Here is a 20,694-nt window from a genome sequence, read left to right on the forward strand (position 1 = left end):
AGCCCAGCCAGACACACAGGTTGGATAAACTCTCAGGTCACAGGACAGATGGGGTATTGCCACTACTCGGTGGTAATTCACCTGTCAGGAGCCTGTTATGTCGCATATTGCCGTCATTGGCGCCGGTATTTCCGGAATCACCACCGCCTACGCCCTCAGCCTGAAAGGCTATCAAGTTACCGTTATTGACCGTCTGCGCTACCCCGCGATGGAAACCTCCTTCGCGAACGGTGGACAGCTGTCTGCGTGCAACGCCGAAGTCTGGAACAGCCGCAGCACCATTCTCAAGGGCTTGAAGTGGATGATGCGCAAAGACGCCCCACTGCTGTTCAACCCAAAACCAAGCTGGCATAAATACAGCTGGATGGCGCAATTTGTGGGCGCGATTTCCGGTTACGAGCGCAACACCGTGGACACCGTCAAGCTGGCCATCAGCGCCCGCGAGAATCTGTACCAGTGGGCCAAGGACGAAAACATTGATTTCGACCTGGAACAGCGCGGCATTCTGCACATCTACCACACCCCCGGCGGCTTTGAATCTGGCAAGAAAGTCAGCCAACTGCTGCACAAAGGCGGCTTGGAACGCCGCACGGTTACCAACGAAGAAATCCACCAGATCGAACCTGCTCTGCAAGGCACCTACTACGGCGGTTTCTTTACGCCTTCGGACGCCACAGGCGATATTCATAAATACACACGCGGTCTGGCCGATGCCTGCGCCAAGCGCGGCGTGAAGTTCCTGCAAGATACGGAAGTCCTGGGTATTGATTGCGGCCCACCACACCGCATCCAGTTGCGTACCGGTGAAGGCGCTGAAGCCCACACCCATACACTGTCTGTGGATTCCTTGGTAGTTTGCGCTGGCGTGGGTAGCCGTCACTTGGCCCATATGCTGGGCGACTACATCAACATCTACCCGGTCAAAGGCTATTCGATCTCGGTGTACCTGGATACGCCGGAAGCCCAACATGCCGCCCCTTGGGTCAGTTTGCTGGACGAAGAAGCCAAGATTGTGACCAGCCGTCTGGGCAAGGACCGCCTGCGTGTGGCCGGTACGGCGGAATACAACGGCGCCAACAAGGACATTCGCGCCGACCGTATCGCCCCGCTGACCAACTGGACCCGTCGCAACTTCCACGACGCAGCTACCGACCGTGTTGTACCGTGGGCTGGCTTGCGCCCCATGATGCCGGACATGATGCCGCGCGTAAAAGCAGGCAGCCGCCCTGGCGTCTACTACAACACCGGCCACGGTCACCTGGGCTGGACGCTGTCGGCCGCCACCGCCCAAATCATTACCGAAGTGATTGCCCAGAACGAGCGTCAGTCCGCACCTGCTCAATTTGCCACCAGTCCGGCAGCAACTGCTGCACCCGCCGCTGCCCATAGCGCTCGTCCAGCAGATACACAAAGCCTTGATCCTGTTCATCGCGAATCACACGACCCGCGGCCTGTGTAATCTTGCGTAGTCCCGGATACAGATAGGTATAGTCATAGGCCCGCCGCTCCCCAAAGAGCCGGGCCATGACTTGTTTGACGGACTCATTGGCCGGATTGAACTGCGGCAAACCCAGGGTGGCAATAAAAGCACCGATCAAGCGTTTACCGGGTAAATCCACCCCTTCTGAAAACGCCCCACCCAGCACCGCTAAACCCACTCCCTTCCCATCCAGCGTAAAGCGGTCCAGAAACTGCGTTCTTTGCAGATCGCTCATGCCCGGTTGCTGATGCCAAAGCAGCATATCCGGCCAGCGCTCCTGCAAGGCCTGACTGACCTGCTGCAGATAATCAAAGCTGCTCAAAAACAAGAGATAGTTGCCCGGCTGCTCCTGATACGCCTGCCCGACAATATCGCAAACACCGCTCAGGCTCTGGGCCCGGTCGGCATAGCGCGTGGACAGACCGGCATATTGACGTACCCGTAACTGCTCGGCCCGATAAGGAGATGCCACGCTCAACTCTGCTGTGCTGGGCGGCAGACCCAAGACATCACGATAAAACTGCGAAGGGTTCATGGTGCCGGAGAACAGCACCACACCGTGTGCGTCGCCATAGCGTTCGGCCAGAAACGGAGCAGGCACGATATTGCGCAAGTTCAGGAGCACGCCATCGCGCTGCGCCAAAATATCGAATAAGGAATGCGAGCCGAACTGTCCGGCCAGGTCCACAAAGTACAGCAGCTCGAAATAGAACTGCAGCAAGGGGCTGTCTTGCGGCATGGGATTCTCGGCCACATAAGCGCCTAAACGGGCCGCCAGATAGTCGCACTGCTCCAGCAAATCCTCCGGGATCTTTTCCAGCCCCCATTGGTCACCGCCTTCCTCAGGTATCAAGTTCTCCATCAAGCGAGTCAAGGGGGCGAAATGACGCTTCAAGGCCGAAGGCGAGGCTTTACGCGCCATGCGCAACTGCACTTGCGAGAAAGACGCGGAATACATGGAACGGGCTCGTTCAACCAGATTGTGAGCCTCGTCCACCAGAACCGCGCTGCGCCATTGCTGGGCCAGGGTCTGGCTATACAGCACCGCATGCGTGTCGAAAAAGTAGTTGTAGTCGCCCACAATAGCGTCTGCCCAACGCAGCATTTCCTGGCTCAAATAATAGGGGCAGACCTGATGCTCGCTAGCCACTTGCTGCAAGCGCTGGCTAGTCAGCATGGGTTGTTCCAGAGCTTGCTGACGAGCAGCGGGAAGGCGATCGTAAAAACCTTCGGCCAAAGGACAGGACTGACCATGACAGGCCTTATCCGGATGGGGGCACTGCTTGTCACGGGCCACCATTTCCAGCACCCGCCACGCACCCTCGCCTTCCGGGCTTAAGCGCTGCAAGGCGTCCAGCGCCATTTGCCGACCGGAGTTCTTGGCCGTCAGATAAAACAGCTTGTCCAAACCCGCCTCTGGCATGGCCTTCAGGCCCGGAAATACGACGGCCAAGGTTTTGCCAATACCGGTGGGCGCTTGGGCTAAGAGGCACTGTGCGTCACGTTGGGCCCGGAACGCGGCCACGGCTAGCTGTCGCTGACCGGCACGAAATTGTTCATAGGGAAACTGCAACGCTGTACAAGCTTGATCGCGCGCCAGCCTGTGTTTTTGCTCCTGCCGCCCCCACTCTACATAAGCGCGGCATTGCTCCTCGAAAAAGGCCCACAGCGCTGCGCGCTCCATATACTCGGAGATGCTGGTCTCTTTGTGCTTGTCCACGTGGTAATACACCACGCTAACCGTCATCCCCGGCAAATCACGCTCCTGGCACAAGATGGCGGCATAGACCTTGGCTTGTGCCTGATGCAGACGTCTATGGTGCTCGGGGATAGCATCAAAGGCCCCACGATAGGTTTTCAGCTCCTCCAGGCAGTTGCTGACAGGATCAAACCCATCGGCTCGACCACGCACCAGCAGTCCTTCCATCTCGTACGACAGGGGCACCTCGACTTCATAGTGCTCGGGGCGACGCAGCTTTAGCTGCTGGTGGCCAAGGATACCTTCCTGTGCTGTGGCCGCAGGCGTAAAGCGCAGGTCCAGATCCCCGCTACGTGCAGTAAATTCGCATAAGGCTCGTACACCTACCGTCCAGGCTTTCATGGTGATTCAGGCCGGGTCACATAGCAAACACGCGCAGGGATGGCATGTTGCTCGAAATAACTTAACCAACGCCGCTGGTTGTCTTGCAAGCGGTCTCCGGGGCCTTTTACCTCAATCAATTCATAGCTTTGCTGAGCCGGCATGAAGCGCACCAAATCCGGCAAACCGGAACGGTTGTCCCGCCAATCCTGCAAGATACGCTTGAACACCAGCTGCAAATGCTGGGCGGGGATGCAATGCAAGGCCTGTTCGATCAAGGATTCATCCAAGGCGGGCCAGATCAGCAAGGGGCACTGTATGCCGCGCTTTTGCTGCCAGCGTTGCCAGATCACGGTTTTATAGTCTGCACCGTCCAGCACACTTAAGGATTGATCAAACAAGTTTTGTCTGCGCGACACAAAGTCCGGGTTACCCCAATCGGCCGGACAGGCTTGATAAGGGTGGAAAAATGCACCGGGCAAGGGAGCGAAAATGGCATCCCAGCTCAACAATCCCAATAAGGCCGGAAACAAGGCGTTTTCTACGTAAAAAACCGGAGCCAAGGGACTATCCCAATGGGCCAACACCTGGGACTCGACCCGATTGCCGTCATCAAACAAAACCAGATCACTACGTTGCGTGCGGCTTGTAGGTTTAGTGGATGGCGGGCTGGGCGGAGCTTCTACCGCCAGTTTTCGACGCAGCCGGGGCAGCATACGCAGCAGCTTCTGGGTTTCACTCTCATTTTCGGGCTGCTCCCACGCCTGACAAAACAAGGGCCAAGCCCCTTGATGCTTGTCCTGACGCTCCAGCACCCGCAATTGACGGTAACGGGCGCCCGGCCAGTTGGTCTGCACATAGGCTTGCTCGGCCAACGGCCACCAATGTTGGCGCTCGGCTTGCTGGCCTAGCTGAAACAGGGTTTTCGCCTTGCGTCGTTGAAGCCAATCACTGTCGGTCTCAACAGCCTGAACAGCGGCAAAGCGTTGGGCCCACAGATCTGGATCGGCCTCGTCTTGCGCATCACGCAGCTCGGACAAGGCTTCATACAGGCGCACGTCCTCATTATGTCGAAACGCCCGACTAGACTGATCCAGAATCACAGTTTCGTATCTATACAAGCCAAGATCGCTGAGCACGAACTCGGACCAGTCCTGGTAATGATTGCCAAAGAACAACAGTTGCAAACGCTGCGCCCAATGCATGACTTGTGGTGAGAGACGAAGCGTCGGAGCGTGCAGGCCGGGATCTGCACACCACTGCGTAAAAGGCCGGGCCTGTTCACCCTGCGTCTGGCCAATCCATTCCAGATAGTCTGACTTGCGCCCGGTGGCTGGCAGCTCACTGAACAAGCGGCGCAGCTCGGGAACGGTATGGACAGCAAACAACGTTTCCAGATCAAGCTCAGGATCGGTTTCTATCAGCTCGCAGGCCGCTAGCTCTTGCACTGCCTCTTCCAAATTTTCGATCTCGGCATAACGCAGCTTGTCGATACGGAACACCGGGCCTTTACGCATCAGCAAGCGTACCAGCAAGGCTTGCGCAGGCTGGGAAGCATGTCCAAAACGATGGCCACATTGGACGTGTTCAGGCTCCAGCAGGTCGGAACTGGCGTGCTGTACCCACTGCAAAACCTGGTGGAAATTGTGCAGATAATAAAAAGGAGGAAGCTCGGGCGGAATCATAAGCAGGCTGTGTATATATCCAGCTACTTTAGCACTCCTTCAAGCCGGGCGCGACTCCAACAAGCGCATCCAGTCCCGTAACAAGGTATTCAGGTTCTGGCGCTGCGTGGCATCCAGCCCTTCCAACAAATTTTCTTCATTGGCCAAATGATCCACCACGACCGCATCCACACAGGCCAGACCCGCAGGGCTCAAACGCACCAGAATACGGCGGGCGTCTTCCGGGTCAGCAATGCGTTCGATCAAGCCCTGCTTTTCCAGGCCCTGCAAGCGATGCGTCATGGTGCCGGAGCTAACCATCAAGGTGGAAAACAAGGCGGTAGGCGCCAAGGTATACGGCGGGCCGGAGCGGCGCAGACTGGCCAGCACATCAAATTCGCCCAGTTGCAGGCCGTGACGCCTGAAGTTCTCGCTCATTTGTTTTTGGACCAGTTGAAAGCAGCGTGTCATGCGGCCCAACAAGGCCATGGCGTCCAGGTTCTGCAAGTCTGGCCGCTGCTCGCGCCATTGATTAATGATCAGGTCAACCGCGTCGTGTTCTTCGCTCATGATTTCTCGATTTCGATATTTATCTTGATATTAAGATAAATCATCCCTACACTGGCATTTATCTCGACATCAAGATACTTTCATCATGAACCGACTTTCTCTTTGGCTGGTGACGGCCTTGACCGCACTAGGCCCCGCCATCTGGGGTTCCACTTACATTGTGACCACAGAAATTCTGCCCCCCGACCGCCCTTTTATCGCGGCCTTTTTGCGCTGCTTTCCCGCTGGCGTGATGCTGCTCTTGTGGAGCCGACGCATGCCCGCCCCAGGCGACTGGGGCAAGACACTGATTCTGGCAGCCTTGAACATCGGGGCATTTCAAGCCTTGCTATTCGTTGCGGCCTACCGTCTGCCGGGTGGATTGGCTGCCGTTGTGGGTGCGGCTCAACCCTTGGTGGTGATTGGCCTGGCCTGGGCTTTGGAAGGCAAACGTCCGGTCACCATGGCACTGGTCGCCTGCGTGATCGGTATTATCGGCATGGGTATTTTGCTGCTATCGCCAGAGAGCCAATGGGATACCTGGGGCATGGTCGCGGCCATTGTCGGGGCCCTGTGCATGGCCTTGGGCACGTACCTGTCGCATCGCTGGCGCAGTGGCATGCCCATTCTGGCCTTCACGGCCTGGCAGTTGATGCTGGGTGGACTGATGCTGGCCCCTCTGGCCTTGTGGCTGGACCCACCGCTGGACAGTTCCTTGAGCGGCGTGCAAATCGGTGGCTATCTCTACCTGTGTCTGGTCGGTGCACTCCTGGCCTATACCCTGTGGTTCCGAGGGATTGCCGTTTTACCCTCTGTGGCCGTGTCTTCGCTGGGTCTGCTTAGCCCTTTGACCGCTGTAATTCTGGGGTGGCTGATTTTGGGTCAGGCCATGACAGGCTCCAGCCTGCTGGGCATTATTCTGGTGATGGGCAGTGTGCTGGCGGTGCAGTGGATCAGCAATCGGCCCGCCAAATAAGCATCTTGCGCCCATAAAAATAGCGCCCCTATTAACTATCTGGATGGGCGCGTAAGAGAGTTCACTATCTTGCTACTCCGCTAGAAGCAGCAAGATAGTGACTAATAGCGTTCTTGCAGAACTTGAGCTAAATCGCTTGCAAAGCGTTGAGCGTCTTTGGCATTCAGATTCGCAAAACTGACACGCAAGCCTTGAGCGGGGTTGCTCACCCCAAAGACTTGGCCGGATCGAACCAGCCAGCCACGTGCGGCTAAGCCTGCCAGTACCGGCTCGGCTTCCCGATCCAGCGGAATCCACAGATTGAAGCCTTCCTCGCTATCCCAAAAAGGAATGCCCTGCTTTTTCAGGGCTTGCATCAGATCGATGCGAGCCTGTACGTAAGCGGCTTGTGCAACACGAGTCTGCGCCTTGATGTCGGCATCGGTCAGCCCATGAACCACCATTTGCTGCAACAGATGGCTGACCCACTGAGCCCCCGAAGCCAGACGTTGCGACAAGCGCTCGCTGGTTTGCAGGTCTGACGCGACCAGAGCCACGCGCAAATCCGGGCCCAGGCCCTTGGACACGGAACGGATCAAGGCCCAGCGCAAATGATCGGCAGGAATCACATTTCGATAAGGGCTGCTGGCCAGCATCCAGAAGTGGTCATCAATCATCAGCAACAATTCGGGATACTGCTTCAGAATTTGCTCAATCTGCTTGGCACGGGCACGGCTTAAGGAACATCCCGTAGGGTTGTGCGCACGCGGGGTCAGAATCAAGGCGCGCAGACCATCTTCCAAAGCCGCCTCCAGCGAGGCCGGCACAATCCCTTCGCTATCAACAGCAATACCCACTGGCTTGTAGCCCAGCGTATGCACGGAGTTGATACTGTTCAGGTAGCCGGGATCCTCAATCCCGACCTTATCGCCCGCCAGCAAAAAGGCTTGCAGCAAGCGCTCGATCGCGTCGACTGCGCCGTAACTGACGTGGTAATCGGTATCGGGGGGGGTGTCTTTATGGAACACCTGCTGACATACGGCGCGCAATTCGGGCACCAACGGGTCGGCGCCGTACAAAGCCTGGGTTTGACCGCGCACCCCAGCTATCAATTGGGTAGGTGCAGGCAAATAGCCCGGCGCCGGATTGCCACTGGCCAGATCCTGCAAGGCCGAGCTGGCCCCATGCCCTTCCCGCGCCAGCTCCCGGATCGCTTCACGAATCCGTGTACCGCGACGGCCTTGTGCATCGGCCACCCCGGCGGAGACCAGGCGCTTGTATGCCAGGGCAACCGTATTGCGGTTCAAGCCCAGTGTTTGAGCCAGTTCGCGTACCGGCGGCAAAATCTGGCCCGGAGCGATTCGCCCCAGTGCCACTTGCTGTCGGATATCATCGAAAAGTTCCTTCGCATTGCTTCCCTGGATATTCATTTTGACCTATGACATAATAGTTTATGCGCGACCCGCAGGGTCGAGTTTATCTTTTTTTTCTTCCTTACTGGTGCGCCATGTCCGAATCCGCCCCTGATCTACTTCACACCGAGCATTATCCCACCTCCACCAGTGTAGAGGCATTTCGGGAACGCATTGCCCTGGTACAACAACGAATTGATGCCGCCTGCGTGCGCTACGGGCGTGCCGCTGGCGATGTACGTTTGCTCACCGTCAGCAAAACCTTCGGAATTGACCGCATCCGCCTGGCTTACCAGGCCGGTTGCCGCCTGCTGGGCGAGAACAAGGTGCAGGAAGCCGAAGGCAAGTACGAAGCCCTGCGCGAAGAACTGCCGGATTTGGAATGGGCTGTTATTGGACACCTGCAAAGCAATAAAGCCAAGTCCGTTGCACGCTTTGCTTCTGAATTTCATGCACTGGACAAGCTCAAGACCGCAGAAGCCCTGGACCGCCGCTTGCAAATTGAAGGCCGCAGTCTGGACGTTTTCGTGCAGGTAAACACCTCCAACGAGGACAGCAAGTTCGGTTTACCCCCGGAAGAAGTCCATGCTTTTGTGCGCGAATTACCACAGTTTTCTGCTTTGAAAGTCAAAGGCCTGATGACCTTGGCCTTGATGGACGCTGACCCGGAACGGGTACGGCCTTGTTTTGCCCTGCTGCGCAATTTGCGCGATCAATTGCGCAATGACATTGCCCACGCGGAAAACATCCGTGAGCTGTCCATGGGTATGTCGGGTGACTATGAAGTCGCTATTTCCGAAGGCTCCACGATTGTGCGCGTTGGACAAGCCATTTTTGGTGCACGCGCCACGCCCAATAACTTTTACTGGCCCGTCTCCGATACGGCAACAACATCATGAATCCACTACGCCTGATCATCCGCCAAAACGGTAAAGAAATCGGACACTTTGAGTCCAGCCCGTGCTGCCCACCCGAGCAGCTGTTTACCGTGGCCCGCCACCTGATGACGCTGCCTGACAGCGAACTGGAACTGCAACAAGCCAAAGGCGAACACCGCATTCTGGATAGCGGCCCGCACGGCATACGTGTTCTAAGCGCACAGGTTTTGTACGAAACTGTTGATTTGCAAGCCTGGTTGCAACAGGGCAGCAAAGTTACTGCCTGAACCTGATTGGTGTTCGGTCACAAGCCTGACACCGTGGTTCGGCAAAGCGGCGTACCCAAGACGCCGCAACCATAAAAAAACATACCCGGCTAACAGCCGGGTATGTTTTTGTGTTTCAGACGACAGGAGCAAACAGCAACTTAGCGGTTCACCTGTTTGGCTGGCAAGGCGAAAGCCAGCAAGCAGCTCACCATCAAGCTACCGGCAAACAGCCACAGAGCAGCGCTGCCCGAACCTGTCAGATCGGTCACCCAACCAATCAGGGAGTTGCTGACCAGACCGGCGATATTAGCCAAGGAACATGCCAGAGCAAAACCGGTCGCTGCGGCAGTGCCTTTCAAGAACGTCGCTGGCAAGCTGAAGAACACAGGCACAGCACCCATAATCACAGCCGAAGCCACGGTGAAGGCCAGAACGGTCAACCAGGCGTGATGCGCCACAAAGGTACTGGCAACCAGCGCAATTGCACCGATGGTCAGCGGCACGATCAAGTGCCAACGGCGTTCACGGCAGCGGTCCGAGCTGGCACCAATCATCAGCATGCCCACCACACCGGCTATCGATGGAATCGCCGTCATCAGGCCAATCTGGAAAGGATCCTGCACACCCGCCGCACGGATAAAGGACGGCATCCAGAAACTGATGGAGTAGGTGCCCAATAGAATAGAGAAGTCGATCCCGCCCAGCATCCACACTTTCAGGTTGAAGAAACCATCTTTAAAGCTGTGCTTGACGCCCTTGCCTTCGGCATCGTCGGCAGCCAGGTCAGCGGCCAGACGAGATTTTTCGTCATTACTCAGCCATTTCGCAGACTGATAGTTGTTTGGCAAGGCCCAGAAAGTCAGGAAACCGAGCAGCACGCTAGGAATCGCCTCCAGAAGGAACAGCCACTGCCAACCACGCCAGCCATTCATGTGATCAAAGTGACCAATAATCCAGCCGGACAAAGGACCACCAATCACGCTGGACAAAGGCAGGCCAATCATGAACAGGGCAATGATCTTGCCGCGTCGGTATGTGGGAAACCACAGGGTCAAGTAGTACAAGACACCTGGCAGGAAGCCGGCCTCTGCCGCACCCAGCACGAAACGCAGGATGTAGAACTGCGTGGGTGTGGTGACAAACATGGTCAGGCCAGACAAGATGCCCCAGGTAATCATGATGCGGGCAATCCACAGCTTGGCACCCACACGTTCCAGGATCAGGTTGCTGGGCACTTCAAACAGGATGTAGCCCAGAAAGAACAGGCCTGCACCCAGACCGTAGGCCGTTTCACTCCACTGCAAATGATCGAGCATCTGCAGCTTGGCAAAACCCACGTTGATGCGGTCCAGATAAGCAGCCAAATAACAAAAGCACAGAAAGGGGATCAGACGCCAGACGATCTTCTTATAGAGATCTCCGTTTCCGTCCCGACCTGCAGGCACAGCCGTGGGACTTTGGATGGATGAATGCACCTTGTATATCTCCAGATAATTATTGGTATGCCTGGTGAACCAGAAAACTGCCTAAGAACAGCGCCTGACAGAACACAGCAGGGCCCTGAACGCGTCCGCACTCCCCCATTGGGCTGCAGACCGTTTACAGATGAAGAATGATGTATCAACGGTGACTCCCTGCTGGACATGCCTGCTCTATCTATAAAGGCAGGCCAGACACAGCGGGACCCGATCAGATTGATGCGCTGAGCCCGGATCGCTCCCGGACTCAGCACCGTGCACTGCTTAGCTGGACTTCAGGTCCTGGCCGTACAGGTCGTAGCCGTAAACCCAGGCCGGATCTTCTTGCGTGCGCAAGAAGGTATTGGCGTTGGAGACAGACTGAACACGAGTCGCACGCTCTTTGCGGTTGAGCTCGTACAGATCAAAAGCCGTACGGAAATCCGACAAGCCGGTCTCTTGCAAGCAGCGCGTCAACATGGCGGCATCTTCAATCGCCATGCAAGCACCTTGAGCCATGTGAGGCTTCATGGGGTGACATGCATCGCCCAACATGACCAAACGACCACGGCTCCACAAAGGCAACGGATTACGGTTACGCAATGGCCACTTGGTAATGCTTTCAGTCGATTTGATCAGATTCTGAACCGTGGAATGATAGCCTTCAAATGCGGCCAGCATCTCTTCTTGCGAGCTGTCTACGTACGCACCCTGGAAATCCCAGGCAGGATGTGGCACGCCAGTCACAAAATAGTATTCATCACGTTTGCCAGTGGTGTAGTACACCATCATGTGACGGTCGTCTGTCCACCATTTCACACAGTCCTCGAACTCGTCGGCAAAGCGAGCCAGGTTTTCGCCACGGATCAGGGCACGGTGTGCCACCCAGCCGCTGTAAATCGGGTCTTCTACACCCAGCAGGGTTTCACGGATCTTGGAGTGGATGCCATCGGCACCAATCACAATGTCAGCCGTTACGCTGGTGCCATCGGCAAATTCCAGCAAAACGTCGTCACCACGGTCCACCAGATTTTGCAAACGCTTGCCAAAGTGCACGGTGCCCGGCTTGATGCTGTCAATTTGCAAAGCGTGCATATCGCCACGGTGCACGGTGATGTACGACGCACCGTATTCTTTCTTGGCAAATTCACCCAAAGGGATACGGGACAGGTAGTCACCCGTTTCGCCATCACGACTGAACCAGAACTCCGGGTGCGAACCCATATCGTCCAGCGCTTTTTCCAGACCCATGCGGCGGAAAATCTTCATCACGTTGGGGCCCACGTGGATGCCGGCACCCAAACGCGAGAATTCTGGCGCCTGTTCAAATACTTCTACCTCAAAGCCAGCTTGCTGCAACAGAGTCGCCGCAGCGGCTCCGCCAAGACCGGCCCCTACAATCGCAATCTTGACTGTTTTTTCCATCGTTAGCTCCAAATCACGGCACTCATCAAAAGTGCTCACCACATGTTTTTTAGTAGTGTACACACTAAGTTTAAGCATGAAAACAGGTGATTTAGCTAGGGTTTACACCTATCCAAAGGAGATTTAAACAGCCCATAAAGAAGCTTTAAACAAGCTATTAAAACAATAATATCAAGAAGTTAATTAAAAAATCAAAAACAAAAACGAGCCTTGAATATCCATACCTCAAATTTATTTAATTTTCCGATTTAACAGTGTGTAGACTAATTTATTGCGGTGCACACCCTGAAATAACAGATGCTTTAAACGCGAAATAACTGATCTGGATCAGACGTGAACCGGTCCTCAGGAAGGTATACTTGCTCAGTTGTTCTTTAACTGGCCTGCCCATTCCACAACAAGACAGAAAGACTATGCAGCCTACCTCCCCCGTTTCTGAGCCTCAAACCTTGTCCTACGATGTCACCGAACAAATCGGCCACCTGCTGCGCAAGGCGGGCCAGCGGCATACGGCCATCTTTCAGCATTACGTGGGCGACAGCCAACTAACTGCGATTCAGTTCGTGACGCTCTGCGCTCTGCGCGACCATGGACCCAGCTCGCAAACCGAGCTGGTCGAAGCGACGGCGGTCGACCAGGCCACCATACGGGGCATTATTCAGCGCCTGAAATCACGCAACCTGATTGAACTGGCACCGGACAAGGACGACAGACGCAAGGTCATTGTGGAGCTGACCCAGGAAGGGCTGGACCTGCTCGATCGTGTCATCCCTCGCGCCCATACCATCAGCGAACTGACCATGGGCAATCTGAACCCCGCAGAACGCGTGGCCATCGTCTATCTGCTGCGCAAGATGATAGACAGCACCCTGGATATGAGCGACAAAGAATAAGGCTGAACATCACTTGAAGAGACTATGTTTTATTCGGCCTTTAAGATATATTTAAAATACATCTTATAACTGATCTGCCATGACTCCTTTGACTGCCTCCCCCGCCTCTACCCGCCCAGAATGGCGCGCATTCCTGGAACTGGGATTTCGTCCCCTCTATCTTTTAGCCACGCTTTGGGGCGCTGCCAGCATTGCGCTCTGGCTCTATACGCCCGGATGGCTGGCCAATGCGGCCATCCCTTCCCTGTACTGGCACGCCCATGAAATGCTCTGGGCCTTTATCGGCACCATTGCCGTGGGATTCTTGCTGACTGCCAGCGCCACCTGGACGGGGCAACCCACCTTGCGTGGCCCCTCTTTAGGGGCCTTGTGTCTGATCTGGATTCTGGCGCGCTTCAGCCTGCTACTTCCCCATGGCATGATGGCGGCATTGCTGCTCGATGCCCTCTTTTTTGCCATTGCCGCAGCTGAACTGGGGCGCGTCATCCTGATCGCCCGCAACAAGCGCAATTACGGTATTCCGCTCGCCATGCTGGCTTTGGGTCTTAGCCATGCTCTGTTCATGTACAGCCTGATGCAAGGGCAAGACCCCATGCCCTACTTCTACAGCGGCTTCTGGACCATGGGCTTGATCACCTTGCTGATTGCCCGTCGCATCATCCCCTTCTTTGCCATGCGCGCCTTGCCGGGCCTGAGCCTGCCTGCTCAAACTCGTAGCGGCCATTGGCAAATGGGCTTGAGTGCCATCGCCATTGCCTTGTCGCTAAGCCCCTGGCGTTTGCCTTTAGCCCTGGTTCTGGCCGCTTTGGGCTTGATCGCCTGCTTTCAATGGGTACGCTGGAAACCCTGGGCCAGCCGCAATACGCCGCTGCTGTGGATCCTGTACCTGGGCTATGCCGGTCTGGCACTGGGTCTGTTAAGTGCTGCGGCGTATGAGGCAGGCTGGATTCTGCGCGCAGCCTGGCCGGTACATATTGTGGGTCTGGCAGGTTTCAGCGTGATGATTATTGGCATGCTGACCCGTACTGCCCTGGGTCATTTAGGCCGCCCCTTGCGTGCCACACCCAAAGTGGTGCTGGGTTACGGTTTCCTGATTGCCGCCTGCGTCTTGCGCTTGCTGGCCCTGATCCCAAGCAGTTGGAGCCTGCCCTTGCTGCATGCGGCTGGCCTATGCTGGATTCTGGCCATGCTCAATTACCTGCATCAGTTTGCCCCCATGTTGATTCGCCCCAGATTGAACTGATCGCAGCGTCGGCGCCACACTTTAAAAAGCAAAGTCCCTGGCACCGTTTATCTTTATTTTCTGCCTGACCGTGCCTGCTTATACTAAGCAGGCACGTTGTTTGCACCCTCTGCAAGCAACGCGGGACGGATCGTTCTGATCCTTGTTTTTTCCGCGCTCTCATCCTCATGTATCTCGCCTTTTCGGCTGGTCCTTCCCTGAAACACAGGCTGCTTGGCGGACTGTGTGCTTTGCTCTTGTCGTTTTCTGCCCAGGCCGCCGACGCTTGTCACGGCAGCCGGGATCTGGTCGTCGTGGGCCATATGGATGACGATCTGCTGTTCATGAACCCGGACCTGTCCAGCAATATCCAGGCAGGTGGCTGCATGCAGGTTCTGTATCTGACCGCCAGTGAACGCAAAGGCGGGCTGGAATATATGTACAGCCGCGAGCAAGGTGTGCGCGCCGCCTATGCCTATATGGCCGGGCTGGTCAATGAATGGCAGCAAACCCGCTTGATGGTCGGCAGTGCCTCGATCGCGCAATTTACCTTGCGAGCCAGGCCAGGCATTCAGCTTAGTCATTTGCGTCTGCAAGACCCTTGGCTGGGCCCCGGCTGGGGAAGCCTGACTCCCTTGAGCCGTGCAGAATCCGTACCCGGCCAAACCGTACAAACACTGGATAGTCCTCAACAAACATTGAACCGCGAGCAGCTGGTTCAAACGCTGGCGGCCTTGATACGACTGTATCGGCCTACCAGCGTTCGCTATCTGGATGACACCAATCCCGTGCCTTACACCCAGCTGTGCTGGCGTTGTAGCGGACACGGGCACCCGGACCATATCGCCAGCGCCCGCCTGGTCCGTGAAGCCATGCTGGCCGCCCCCGGCAATTACGCGCAAATTGGCTATGTGGACTACCCGATTCAAGAACAGGCCCGCAATCTGACCTTGAATGAAATTCACAGCAAAACCGAGATTTTCCGGCGCTACGCCTGGCATGATCAACACGCCTGCAAAGGCCCCGCTGTGTGCCAGGAACCCGCTGGTCCTGCCGCCGCCTGGGTACAACGTAGTTACTACACCAGCCGTGCCGACTATCCGGCCAGCCTGTTAAGTGACAAGGAAGGCAGGCTCAGCTTTTTCGTCTCGGGCGAGCAAAACGACGCCATCAATCAATGGGATGTGCAAGAACAGCGCTGGACCACCCTGGGCGGACGTACAGCGGATGCCTTGAACGCCTTCCAGTATGCAGACGGCAGCCCCGGCCTGTTTGCACGCGATGCAAGCGGACAAGTCTGGTTCAGCCGTGCCCCAGATGAGGATGACTGGTTGGCCTGGCAAAAAATACCCGGCCCACGCGTACTGCACACACCGATGGTCAGCCGCCGTGACAGCCAGGCTTTGACCATGGGCACCGATGGCCGCTTTTACTGGAGCGCCGCCCGCCAGCCTGATTACGGCTGGAGTGCCTGGAAAGCCCTCCCTGCACTGGATCAGGCCGCCTACCCCGCCACTCTAAGCCTGGATAAACAGGGACGCACCCATGTCTTTGCCAGCAATCTGCAAGGCCAGCTTTTCCAGACCTCTCAGCAAAATGATTCGAAATGGCAGGCCTGGCAAGCGATTCCGGTCCCTCCCATCAGCGGCGGACTGGCTTCTATCCTGAATGCGCAAGGTCAGATTGAGCTGTATATGCGCGATCGCCAGAGCCAGCACTTGCAGCGCCTGAGCCAAGACAGCCAGCAGCGCTGGTCTCATCCGCAAGATCTGGGTTTGAACTACGTAGGCACGCCCGCTCTTAGCCTGGGCGAAAAAGAACAGGTTGTTGTGGCGATTCAAAAGAGTCCGGGTGGTGCCATTGTGCTGCTTGATCAAGGGCAGGAACAGGAAGTGGACAAGCAATCCGCGTCCCAGCCCGTTCTGTACAAACAAAACGGCACCCTTTACCTGGCCAGTCGTCCGATTGGTCCCGAGCAGCGCTATCGATTATTGGAACGCCGTCACGGCAAATGGGTGCAAGTAGCACTGACCCAGGCTCCACCACCAGGAGGTGGACAGTCCTTTAGCGAGGCCCCTGCCTTCATCAGCCAAGACTATGTGCAGCCTTGAGGAGCGAAGCATCCGCTTAAAACGTAACAAAGTACGCAGGCATGCGCCGGGCTTTCAAGACAAAGCCGGGCCAGGAAACGAATCCAGTTATTGATCCAAGCCCCAACCATAAACCCGGAATCCAGGGCCATATCGTAGTATCTTGTTGCAACAGTGTGCGCTGGCTCTCTCAGCTCCAGTACAATCGCCCGCTAACGGCTGCCGGCTTATCGGTGCCTTACTCTTTTAGCTACTCTTCAGAGATCATGAAGCCAACTACCTTATTTGCAGCCCTGTTGGGCGTCGTCATCGGCGCCGGTGGCGCGATTTATTACGCCAAAAACGTACCCGTACCGGCCAGCGGCCCGGTCAGCAGCGCCCCCAGCAGCATAGGTGCTGCTCAAACCCTGGTATTGGGCCAATCCGTCTCCGGCGAATTGACCAGCAAGAGCTTCTTGAACCTGAGCGATGGCGTACGCAGCAGCCTGTTTGATGTGAAGGCTGAAGCCGGCCAGATCATCAAGATCAGCGTAAGTGGCCCCCTGCGCCCGCAAATCAGCGTGCTGCGCAACGGCGAACTGGTCACTCGTACTCAGCGCTGCGAAGACTGCCCCGATAGCGAAACCAAAGGCCAGGCCACCACACTGGGCTTCAAGGCGGATTTCAACGACACCTACCAAGTGGTTGTCAGCGGCTTCAACACCAGTTCCTACGGTCCGTTCCAGGTCGTCGTCGATACCCTGAAAGCCTACACCGGCGAGCCTTTGACTCAAGACCAGACCATTCATGACTGGGCACTGGGCGGCCAGAAGCGTTACCGCTTGAATATCGACAAGGACGGCTTGTACAGCCTGGCCATGAAGGCCGAGCAAAACAGCATGGACGCCTATCTGAAGCTGATGGATCGTCGCGGCATGGAATTGGCCTCGGACGATGACAGCGGTGGCGGCACCGATGCACGTCTGCAGGTTTATCTGAAAGCCGGCGAATACATCGTGCAGGCCAGCTCGGCCATGGGCGCACAAAACTTCCAGGGCGGTTTCTCGCTGGAGATCAAACCTGAAGAAATGTCTGGCGAGATCGAGCTGAAAAACGGCGACAGTCTGACTCTGGACGGCGATGGCAAAACCGGCCTGTTCACGGGTGAAACCCAAACCTACAGCTTCACCTTGTCCGAACCCAAACTGGTCACCGTGCAAATGGACGCCCAGGGCTTCCAGGCCACGATGGAAGTAGACTCCACCAGTGCCAACCAATACGGTGATGAAGCCGGCCAACAACGCGTCCGCGGCGTACTGGCTGCAGGCGAACACCAGGTGAAGATTTCTGGCTCCAACCAGGCTGGTCTGTTTGCCCTGTCCGCCTCGGCTGATGAAGTCCCTGCCAATGCCGGCGGCGGAACCATCCGTGTGGGTGAGCCTCGCCAGGCTCTGATGCTGCAAGGCATCACCAGCGACAGCTACCAGTTGACCGTACGTCAACCTGGCAGCTACGTCATTGACATGACCTCGCCTATCTTCGATACCTACCTGGTGCTGCGTAAAGACGGTCAAACCATTGCTGAAGACGATGATAGCGGCGGCGACATGAACGCACGTCTGGAAGTCCAGCTGGAAGCGGGCGAATACGAAGTCAAAGCCATGTCCTTGGGCAGTTACGACCAGGATATGGAATATGAGCTGTCGGTAAAACGTCGTTAAGACCATTCAGACAAGCTGATATCAAGGCTGAAAGCTCCCGGGCTTTCAGCCTTTTTTCTTGCCTGGCGGCCATCCTGGCCTTGATCTGAGGCAAGAGTCTTCACGCTACAGGGTATACACCTAAGCACGCTCACCCTGCCCGCAAAGCCGCACTGATATTGGCTTTAAGAAGTGCTCCCCCTCCTTTTTTGCCTGACGTTTGATCTGCTTACGATTTGCTTTTGGGATTACCTTGATAATATAAATGCAAATCATTATCATTAATTTCATTATTGATGCGCTACCTTTTATCAGGAGCAATGCATGCAGACACTCGCCCAACAGTCCCAACACGCTCTTACCCAACGCGACGAACTGGCCTCCTGGCGCAATTTGATCACACAGGGCAACCAGGCCTTTCAATCCCACAATTACACCGATGCCATCACGCACTATCAGCAAGCTCGTGCGTATGTGAAACCGCTGCTGTTTGGCTCTTGCGAAGGGGCCGACGCCACCATTGCCGCCTGGGTCATTGCCCATTTGAATCTGGCCGATGCCTGCGAGCAACTGGGTCAAAGTGACGAACAGGGTCTGCACCTGTGCACAGCTCATGAAACCTTGTGCTGCGCCGCTGCCAATACCCGTCTGGCGGACGACTGGCGCATGGCTGCCTGGCAACACAGCCGCCGAACTTATGCCGAACTGGCCCGCTATGCGCGACGCTACCCCCATCATGTCCCTACCTGCTCTGCCCTGTTCTTAGGGGCGGTCAGCCCGCAGGAACGCTCTTTTTCTCATTAGTTTCATTCTGTCCCCCAGGCGCCACCGGCCTGGGGTTTATCGAGGAGTGCGTCTTGTCTTACACCTTACCTGCCCTGCCCTATGCCTACCATGCTCTGGAGCCGCATATCGACACCCAGACCATGGAGATTCACTACAGCAAACATCATCAGACCTATATCAATAATCTGAATGCGGCACTGGAAGCGGCCAACTTGCCCTACCCGCCTATTGATGAGCTGGTAGCCGGGCTGGACACCTTGCCTGAATCCCTGCGCAATGTCGTGCGCAACAATGGTGGCGGTCATGCCAACCACAGCTTGTTTTGGACCGTCATGACGCCCGATGCCGATAGCACCCTTCCCAACGATCTGGCTTATGCCATAGACCGGGATCTGGGCGGTTTCGAGACATTCAAGGATGCCTTTACCAAAGCGGCGATCTCACGTTTTGGTAGTGGCTGGGCTTGGCTCAGTGTCACCCCGGAAAAGAAGCTGGTGGTAGAGAGCACCGGCAATCAGGACAGCCCGCTGATGCACGGCAACACGCCCATACTGGGCCTGGACGTGTGGGAACACGCCTACTACCTGAAGTATCAGAATCGTCGGCCTGAATACATTGCGGCCTTTTTCAATGTGATTAATTGGCCCGAAGTGCTGAGACGATACCTGGAAGCCGTTAAATAAAGCGGTTTTACGCCCCGTCAAACCCTGTCGCCTTACTCGGAGACAGGTAGCAACAAGCACTTTAGCTTGTTGCCTTTCCAAGCAACCCTCCAGTTTCGGAGGGTTTTGGCTTTAGGGGCACATCCCTACACAGTCCAGCATCCACGCCTGGGTTTGGCCCAATTGCGCAGTGCATCACCAAACGCTATGTTGATTGTTAGCGCCCTTACCACACACATCCCAGGCCCCCACATGTTGAGTCTCTGCGATCGTATTCAATCCCTACGCTCCCTGTTTCACTTCGATGCGGTGCAGCTTCTGGGCTGTGCACCACAAAGCCGTACGCATCTGGAATTGCATTGTGAAGGCTATAACCTGAACTGTGCCTCTGCCTTGGGGACAGGCTTTCCGCAAATCTATCCACCCGGATTTACGGCGCAAGCCTCTCCCCACGATTTGCTACCCCCCTCCATTTCCGAGTGCTCGGACACCATGGACCCTCCTTTTCGCAGCACTGCTATCTATACCGATGCTCTGCTGCGTGGCGGGTTTCAGGATGGCATGACGGTAGAACTGCAGCGCGGGGATTCGTATCTGGGGATGATTCACTTTTCTTCCCAACAGGCCGGCAGCTTCAATCGTCACGTCCGCACGCTGGCGCTGGGCGCAAAAATCCTGCTGGAAGAGGCCATGCAAAACATGGTCGCGCAAAACGGCATCGTCTTGCATTTGGTGCCACAGGCAGGCAGCCTGATCATGCGTGAAGACATGCTCTCCAATGCCTCCCAATTCAGCCCCGCACTGGCTAAAGCCTTGTCCTTCATGGGCCAGGAGACCTCAACCTTGCAAGCGTTCTGGCTGGAAGGCAAACGAAGCTATCGACTGCAAGCACAGCGTTTTCCCAAGGGGGATGTTCTGGTTCGACTGGTCCCCGCTCCCTTGCCCGCCGCGCTCAGTGCCAAGGAAATGCAAGTACTGGGCTGGCTGGTAACGGGCTATACCGACCGGGAAATTGCGGCCAGTCTGTTTTTAAGCGAACGCACTGTGCATTCGCATGTCACGTCCGTGCTGCGCAAGCTGGGCATTACCAGACGCACAGAAGCCGCTGTTAAAGCGGCTCTGAATCACTGGTATGTGCCGGATGCACATGGCGCTATCCTGGCTGCCGTGCCCGGACTCTGCCACTGAACGGC

At 56.2% G+C, this 20,694-nt stretch carries 16 protein-coding genes and 1 pseudogene; 11 read left to right on the forward strand and 6 right to left on the reverse strand.

Features of this window, described 5'->3' with window-relative positions:
- Positions 1-97: 97 nt before the first annotated feature.
- Positions 98-1,459 (forward strand): D-amino acid dehydrogenase, encoded by a 1,362-nt coding sequence (locus MID00_RS18980; protein WP_031232121.1) that lies wholly within the window; start codon positions 98-100, stop codon positions 1,457-1,459.
- Here MID00_RS18980 and MID00_RS20705 read toward each other — a convergent pair.
- The 3 genes and pseudogenes from MID00_RS20705 to MID00_RS18995 form a co-directional block, all read right to left on the reverse strand.
- A pseudogene (locus MID00_RS20705) lies at positions 1,404-3,581 on the reverse strand (ATP-dependent DNA helicase); the annotation flags it as partial. The gene MID00_RS18980 and the pseudogene MID00_RS20705 sit on opposite strands and share 56 nt — an antisense overlap.
- Positions 3,578-5,245: a VRR-NUC domain-containing protein gene (locus MID00_RS18990; protein WP_254499335.1), complete on the reverse strand. Its 1,668-nt coding sequence runs from the start codon at positions 5,243-5,245 to the stop codon at positions 3,578-3,580. The pseudogene MID00_RS20705 and the gene MID00_RS18990, both read right to left, overlap by 4 nt.
- A 39-nt stretch (positions 5,246-5,284) precedes the next feature.
- On the reverse strand, positions 5,285-5,794 hold the full coding sequence (locus MID00_RS18995) for a MarR family winged helix-turn-helix transcriptional regulator (RefSeq protein ID WP_026482726.1): 510 nt from the start codon (positions 5,792-5,794) through the stop codon (positions 5,285-5,287).
- A gap of 85 nt (positions 5,795-5,879) precedes the next feature.
- Between MID00_RS18995 and MID00_RS19000 the strand changes: the two genes are divergently transcribed.
- Entirely contained in the window at positions 5,880-6,749 is an 870-nt protein-coding gene (locus MID00_RS19000; protein ID WP_083053673.1) for a DMT family transporter, read from the forward strand.
- 101 nt (positions 6,750-6,850) lie between these two features.
- Here MID00_RS19000 and MID00_RS19005 read toward each other — a convergent pair whose 3' ends face one another.
- Positions 6,851-8,158, reverse strand: a complete 1,308-nt coding sequence (locus MID00_RS19005; protein ID WP_254499336.1) for an aminotransferase class I/II-fold pyridoxal phosphate-dependent enzyme — start codon at positions 8,156-8,158, stop codon at positions 6,851-6,853.
- Between the two features lie 77 nt (positions 8,159-8,235).
- Between MID00_RS19005 and MID00_RS19010 the strand changes: the two genes are divergently transcribed.
- A complete protein-coding gene (locus tag MID00_RS19010) occupies positions 8,236-9,039 on the forward strand; it encodes a YggS family pyridoxal phosphate-dependent enzyme (RefSeq protein ID WP_009454526.1) in 804 nt (267 codons plus the stop codon).
- The gene (locus MID00_RS19015; protein WP_009454527.1) at positions 9,036-9,305 is read left to right on the forward strand and encodes a hypothetical protein; all 270 of its coding nucleotides are present in this window, start codon (positions 9,036-9,038) and stop codon (positions 9,303-9,305) included. The genes MID00_RS19010 and MID00_RS19015 overlap by 4 nt, the downstream gene beginning before the upstream one ends.
- Before the next feature lie 140 nt (positions 9,306-9,445).
- Here the strand turns inward: MID00_RS19015 and MID00_RS19020 are convergent, their stop codons facing one another.
- Positions 9,446-10,762 carry an MFS transporter gene (locus MID00_RS19020; RefSeq protein ID WP_035274317.1) on the reverse strand — a complete coding sequence of 439 codons (1,317 nt, stop codon included), beginning with the start codon at positions 10,760-10,762 and terminating at the stop codon, positions 9,446-9,448.
- Between the two features lie 267 nt (positions 10,763-11,029).
- A complete protein-coding gene (locus MID00_RS19025) occupies positions 11,030-12,169 on the reverse strand; it encodes an FAD-dependent monooxygenase (RefSeq protein ID WP_254499337.1) in 1,140 nt (379 codons plus the stop codon).
- 413 nt (positions 12,170-12,582) lie between these two features.
- Here MID00_RS19025 and MID00_RS19030 point away from each other — a divergent pair, with 413 nt between their 5' ends.
- The 7 genes from MID00_RS19030 (at position 12,583) to MID00_RS19060 (ending at position 20,689) form a co-directional block, all read left to right on the forward strand.
- A complete protein-coding gene (locus tag MID00_RS19030; RefSeq protein WP_009454533.1) occupies positions 12,583-13,062 on the forward strand; it encodes a MarR family winged helix-turn-helix transcriptional regulator in 480 nt (159 codons plus the stop codon).
- 79 nt (positions 13,063-13,141) lie between these two features.
- Complete coding sequence (locus tag MID00_RS19035) at positions 13,142-14,305, forward strand: NnrS family protein (protein ID WP_009454535.1); 1,164 nt, start codon at positions 13,142-13,144, stop codon at positions 14,303-14,305.
- A 167-nt stretch (positions 14,306-14,472) separates the two neighbouring features.
- Positions 14,473-16,395: a PIG-L family deacetylase gene (locus tag MID00_RS19040; protein WP_254499338.1), complete on the forward strand. Its 1,923-nt coding sequence runs from the start codon at positions 14,473-14,475 to the stop codon at positions 16,393-16,395.
- A 245-nt stretch (positions 16,396-16,640) separates the two neighbouring features.
- The gene (locus MID00_RS19045) at positions 16,641-18,074 is read left to right on the forward strand and encodes a hypothetical protein (protein ID WP_254499339.1); all 1,434 of its coding nucleotides are present in this window, start codon (positions 16,641-16,643) and stop codon (positions 18,072-18,074) included.
- 303 nt (positions 18,075-18,377) lie between these two features.
- The gene (locus tag MID00_RS19050) at positions 18,378-18,857 is read left to right on the forward strand and encodes a hypothetical protein (protein WP_021446677.1); all 480 of its coding nucleotides are present in this window, start codon (positions 18,378-18,380) and stop codon (positions 18,855-18,857) included.
- A 53-nt stretch (positions 18,858-18,910) separates the two neighbouring features.
- Complete coding sequence (locus MID00_RS19055; protein WP_009454542.1) at positions 18,911-19,522, forward strand: superoxide dismutase; 612 nt, start codon at positions 18,911-18,913, stop codon at positions 19,520-19,522.
- Positions 19,523-19,753: 231 nt separating this feature from the next.
- On the forward strand, positions 19,754-20,689 hold the full coding sequence (locus MID00_RS19060; protein ID WP_254499340.1) for a helix-turn-helix transcriptional regulator: 936 nt from the start codon (positions 19,754-19,756) through the stop codon (positions 20,687-20,689).
- Positions 20,690-20,694 lie beyond the last annotated feature (5 nt).

Origin of the sequence: Alcaligenes sp. NLF5-7 (assembly GCF_024266725.1) — a bacterium.
Classification (GTDB): domain Bacteria; phylum Pseudomonadota; class Gammaproteobacteria; order Burkholderiales; family Burkholderiaceae_B; genus Alcaligenes; species Alcaligenes phenolicus.

What these genes read in the sequence shown, in the direction of transcription:
- MID00_RS19050 (WP_021446677.1), top strand. Translation starts at nt 18,378, where the DNA reads ATGCAGACACTCGCCCAACAGTCCCAACACGCTCTTACCCAACGCGAC.
- MID00_RS19040 (WP_254499338.1), top strand. Translation starts at nt 14,473, where the DNA reads ATGTATCTCGCCTTTTCGGCTGGTCCTTCCCTGAAACACAGGCTGCTT.
- MID00_RS19010 (WP_009454526.1), top strand. Translation starts at nt 8,236, where the DNA reads ATGTCCGAATCCGCCCCTGATCTACTTCACACCGAGCATTATCCCACC.
- MID00_RS19000 (WP_083053673.1), top strand. Translation starts at nt 5,880, where the DNA reads ATGAACCGACTTTCTCTTTGGCTGGTGACGGCCTTGACCGCACTAGGC.
- MID00_RS18995 (WP_026482726.1), bottom strand. Translation starts at nt 5,794, where the DNA reads ATGAGCGAAGAACACGACGCGGTTGACCTGATCATTAATCAATGGCGC.
- MID00_RS18980 (WP_031232121.1), top strand. Translation starts at nt 98, where the DNA reads ATGTCGCATATTGCCGTCATTGGCGCCGGTATTTCCGGAATCACCACC.
- MID00_RS19015 (WP_009454527.1), top strand. Translation starts at nt 9,036, where the DNA reads ATGAATCCACTACGCCTGATCATCCGCCAAAACGGTAAAGAAATCGGA.
- MID00_RS19025 (WP_254499337.1), bottom strand. Translation starts at nt 12,169, where the DNA reads ATGGAAAAAACAGTCAAGATTGCGATTGTAGGGGCCGGTCTTGGCGGA.
- MID00_RS18990 (WP_254499335.1), bottom strand. Translation starts at nt 5,245, where the DNA reads ATGATTCCGCCCGAGCTTCCTCCTTTTTATTATCTGCACAATTTCCAC.
- MID00_RS19030 (WP_009454533.1), top strand. Translation starts at nt 12,583, where the DNA reads ATGCAGCCTACCTCCCCCGTTTCTGAGCCTCAAACCTTGTCCTACGAT.
- MID00_RS19045 (WP_254499339.1), top strand. Translation starts at nt 16,641, where the DNA reads ATGAAGCCAACTACCTTATTTGCAGCCCTGTTGGGCGTCGTCATCGGC.
- MID00_RS19060 (WP_254499340.1), top strand. Translation starts at nt 19,754, where the DNA reads ATGTTGAGTCTCTGCGATCGTATTCAATCCCTACGCTCCCTGTTTCAC.
- MID00_RS19035 (WP_009454535.1), top strand. Translation starts at nt 13,142, where the DNA reads ATGACTCCTTTGACTGCCTCCCCCGCCTCTACCCGCCCAGAATGGCGC.
- MID00_RS19005 (WP_254499336.1), bottom strand. Translation starts at nt 8,158, where the DNA reads ATGAATATCCAGGGAAGCAATGCGAAGGAACTTTTCGATGATATCCGA.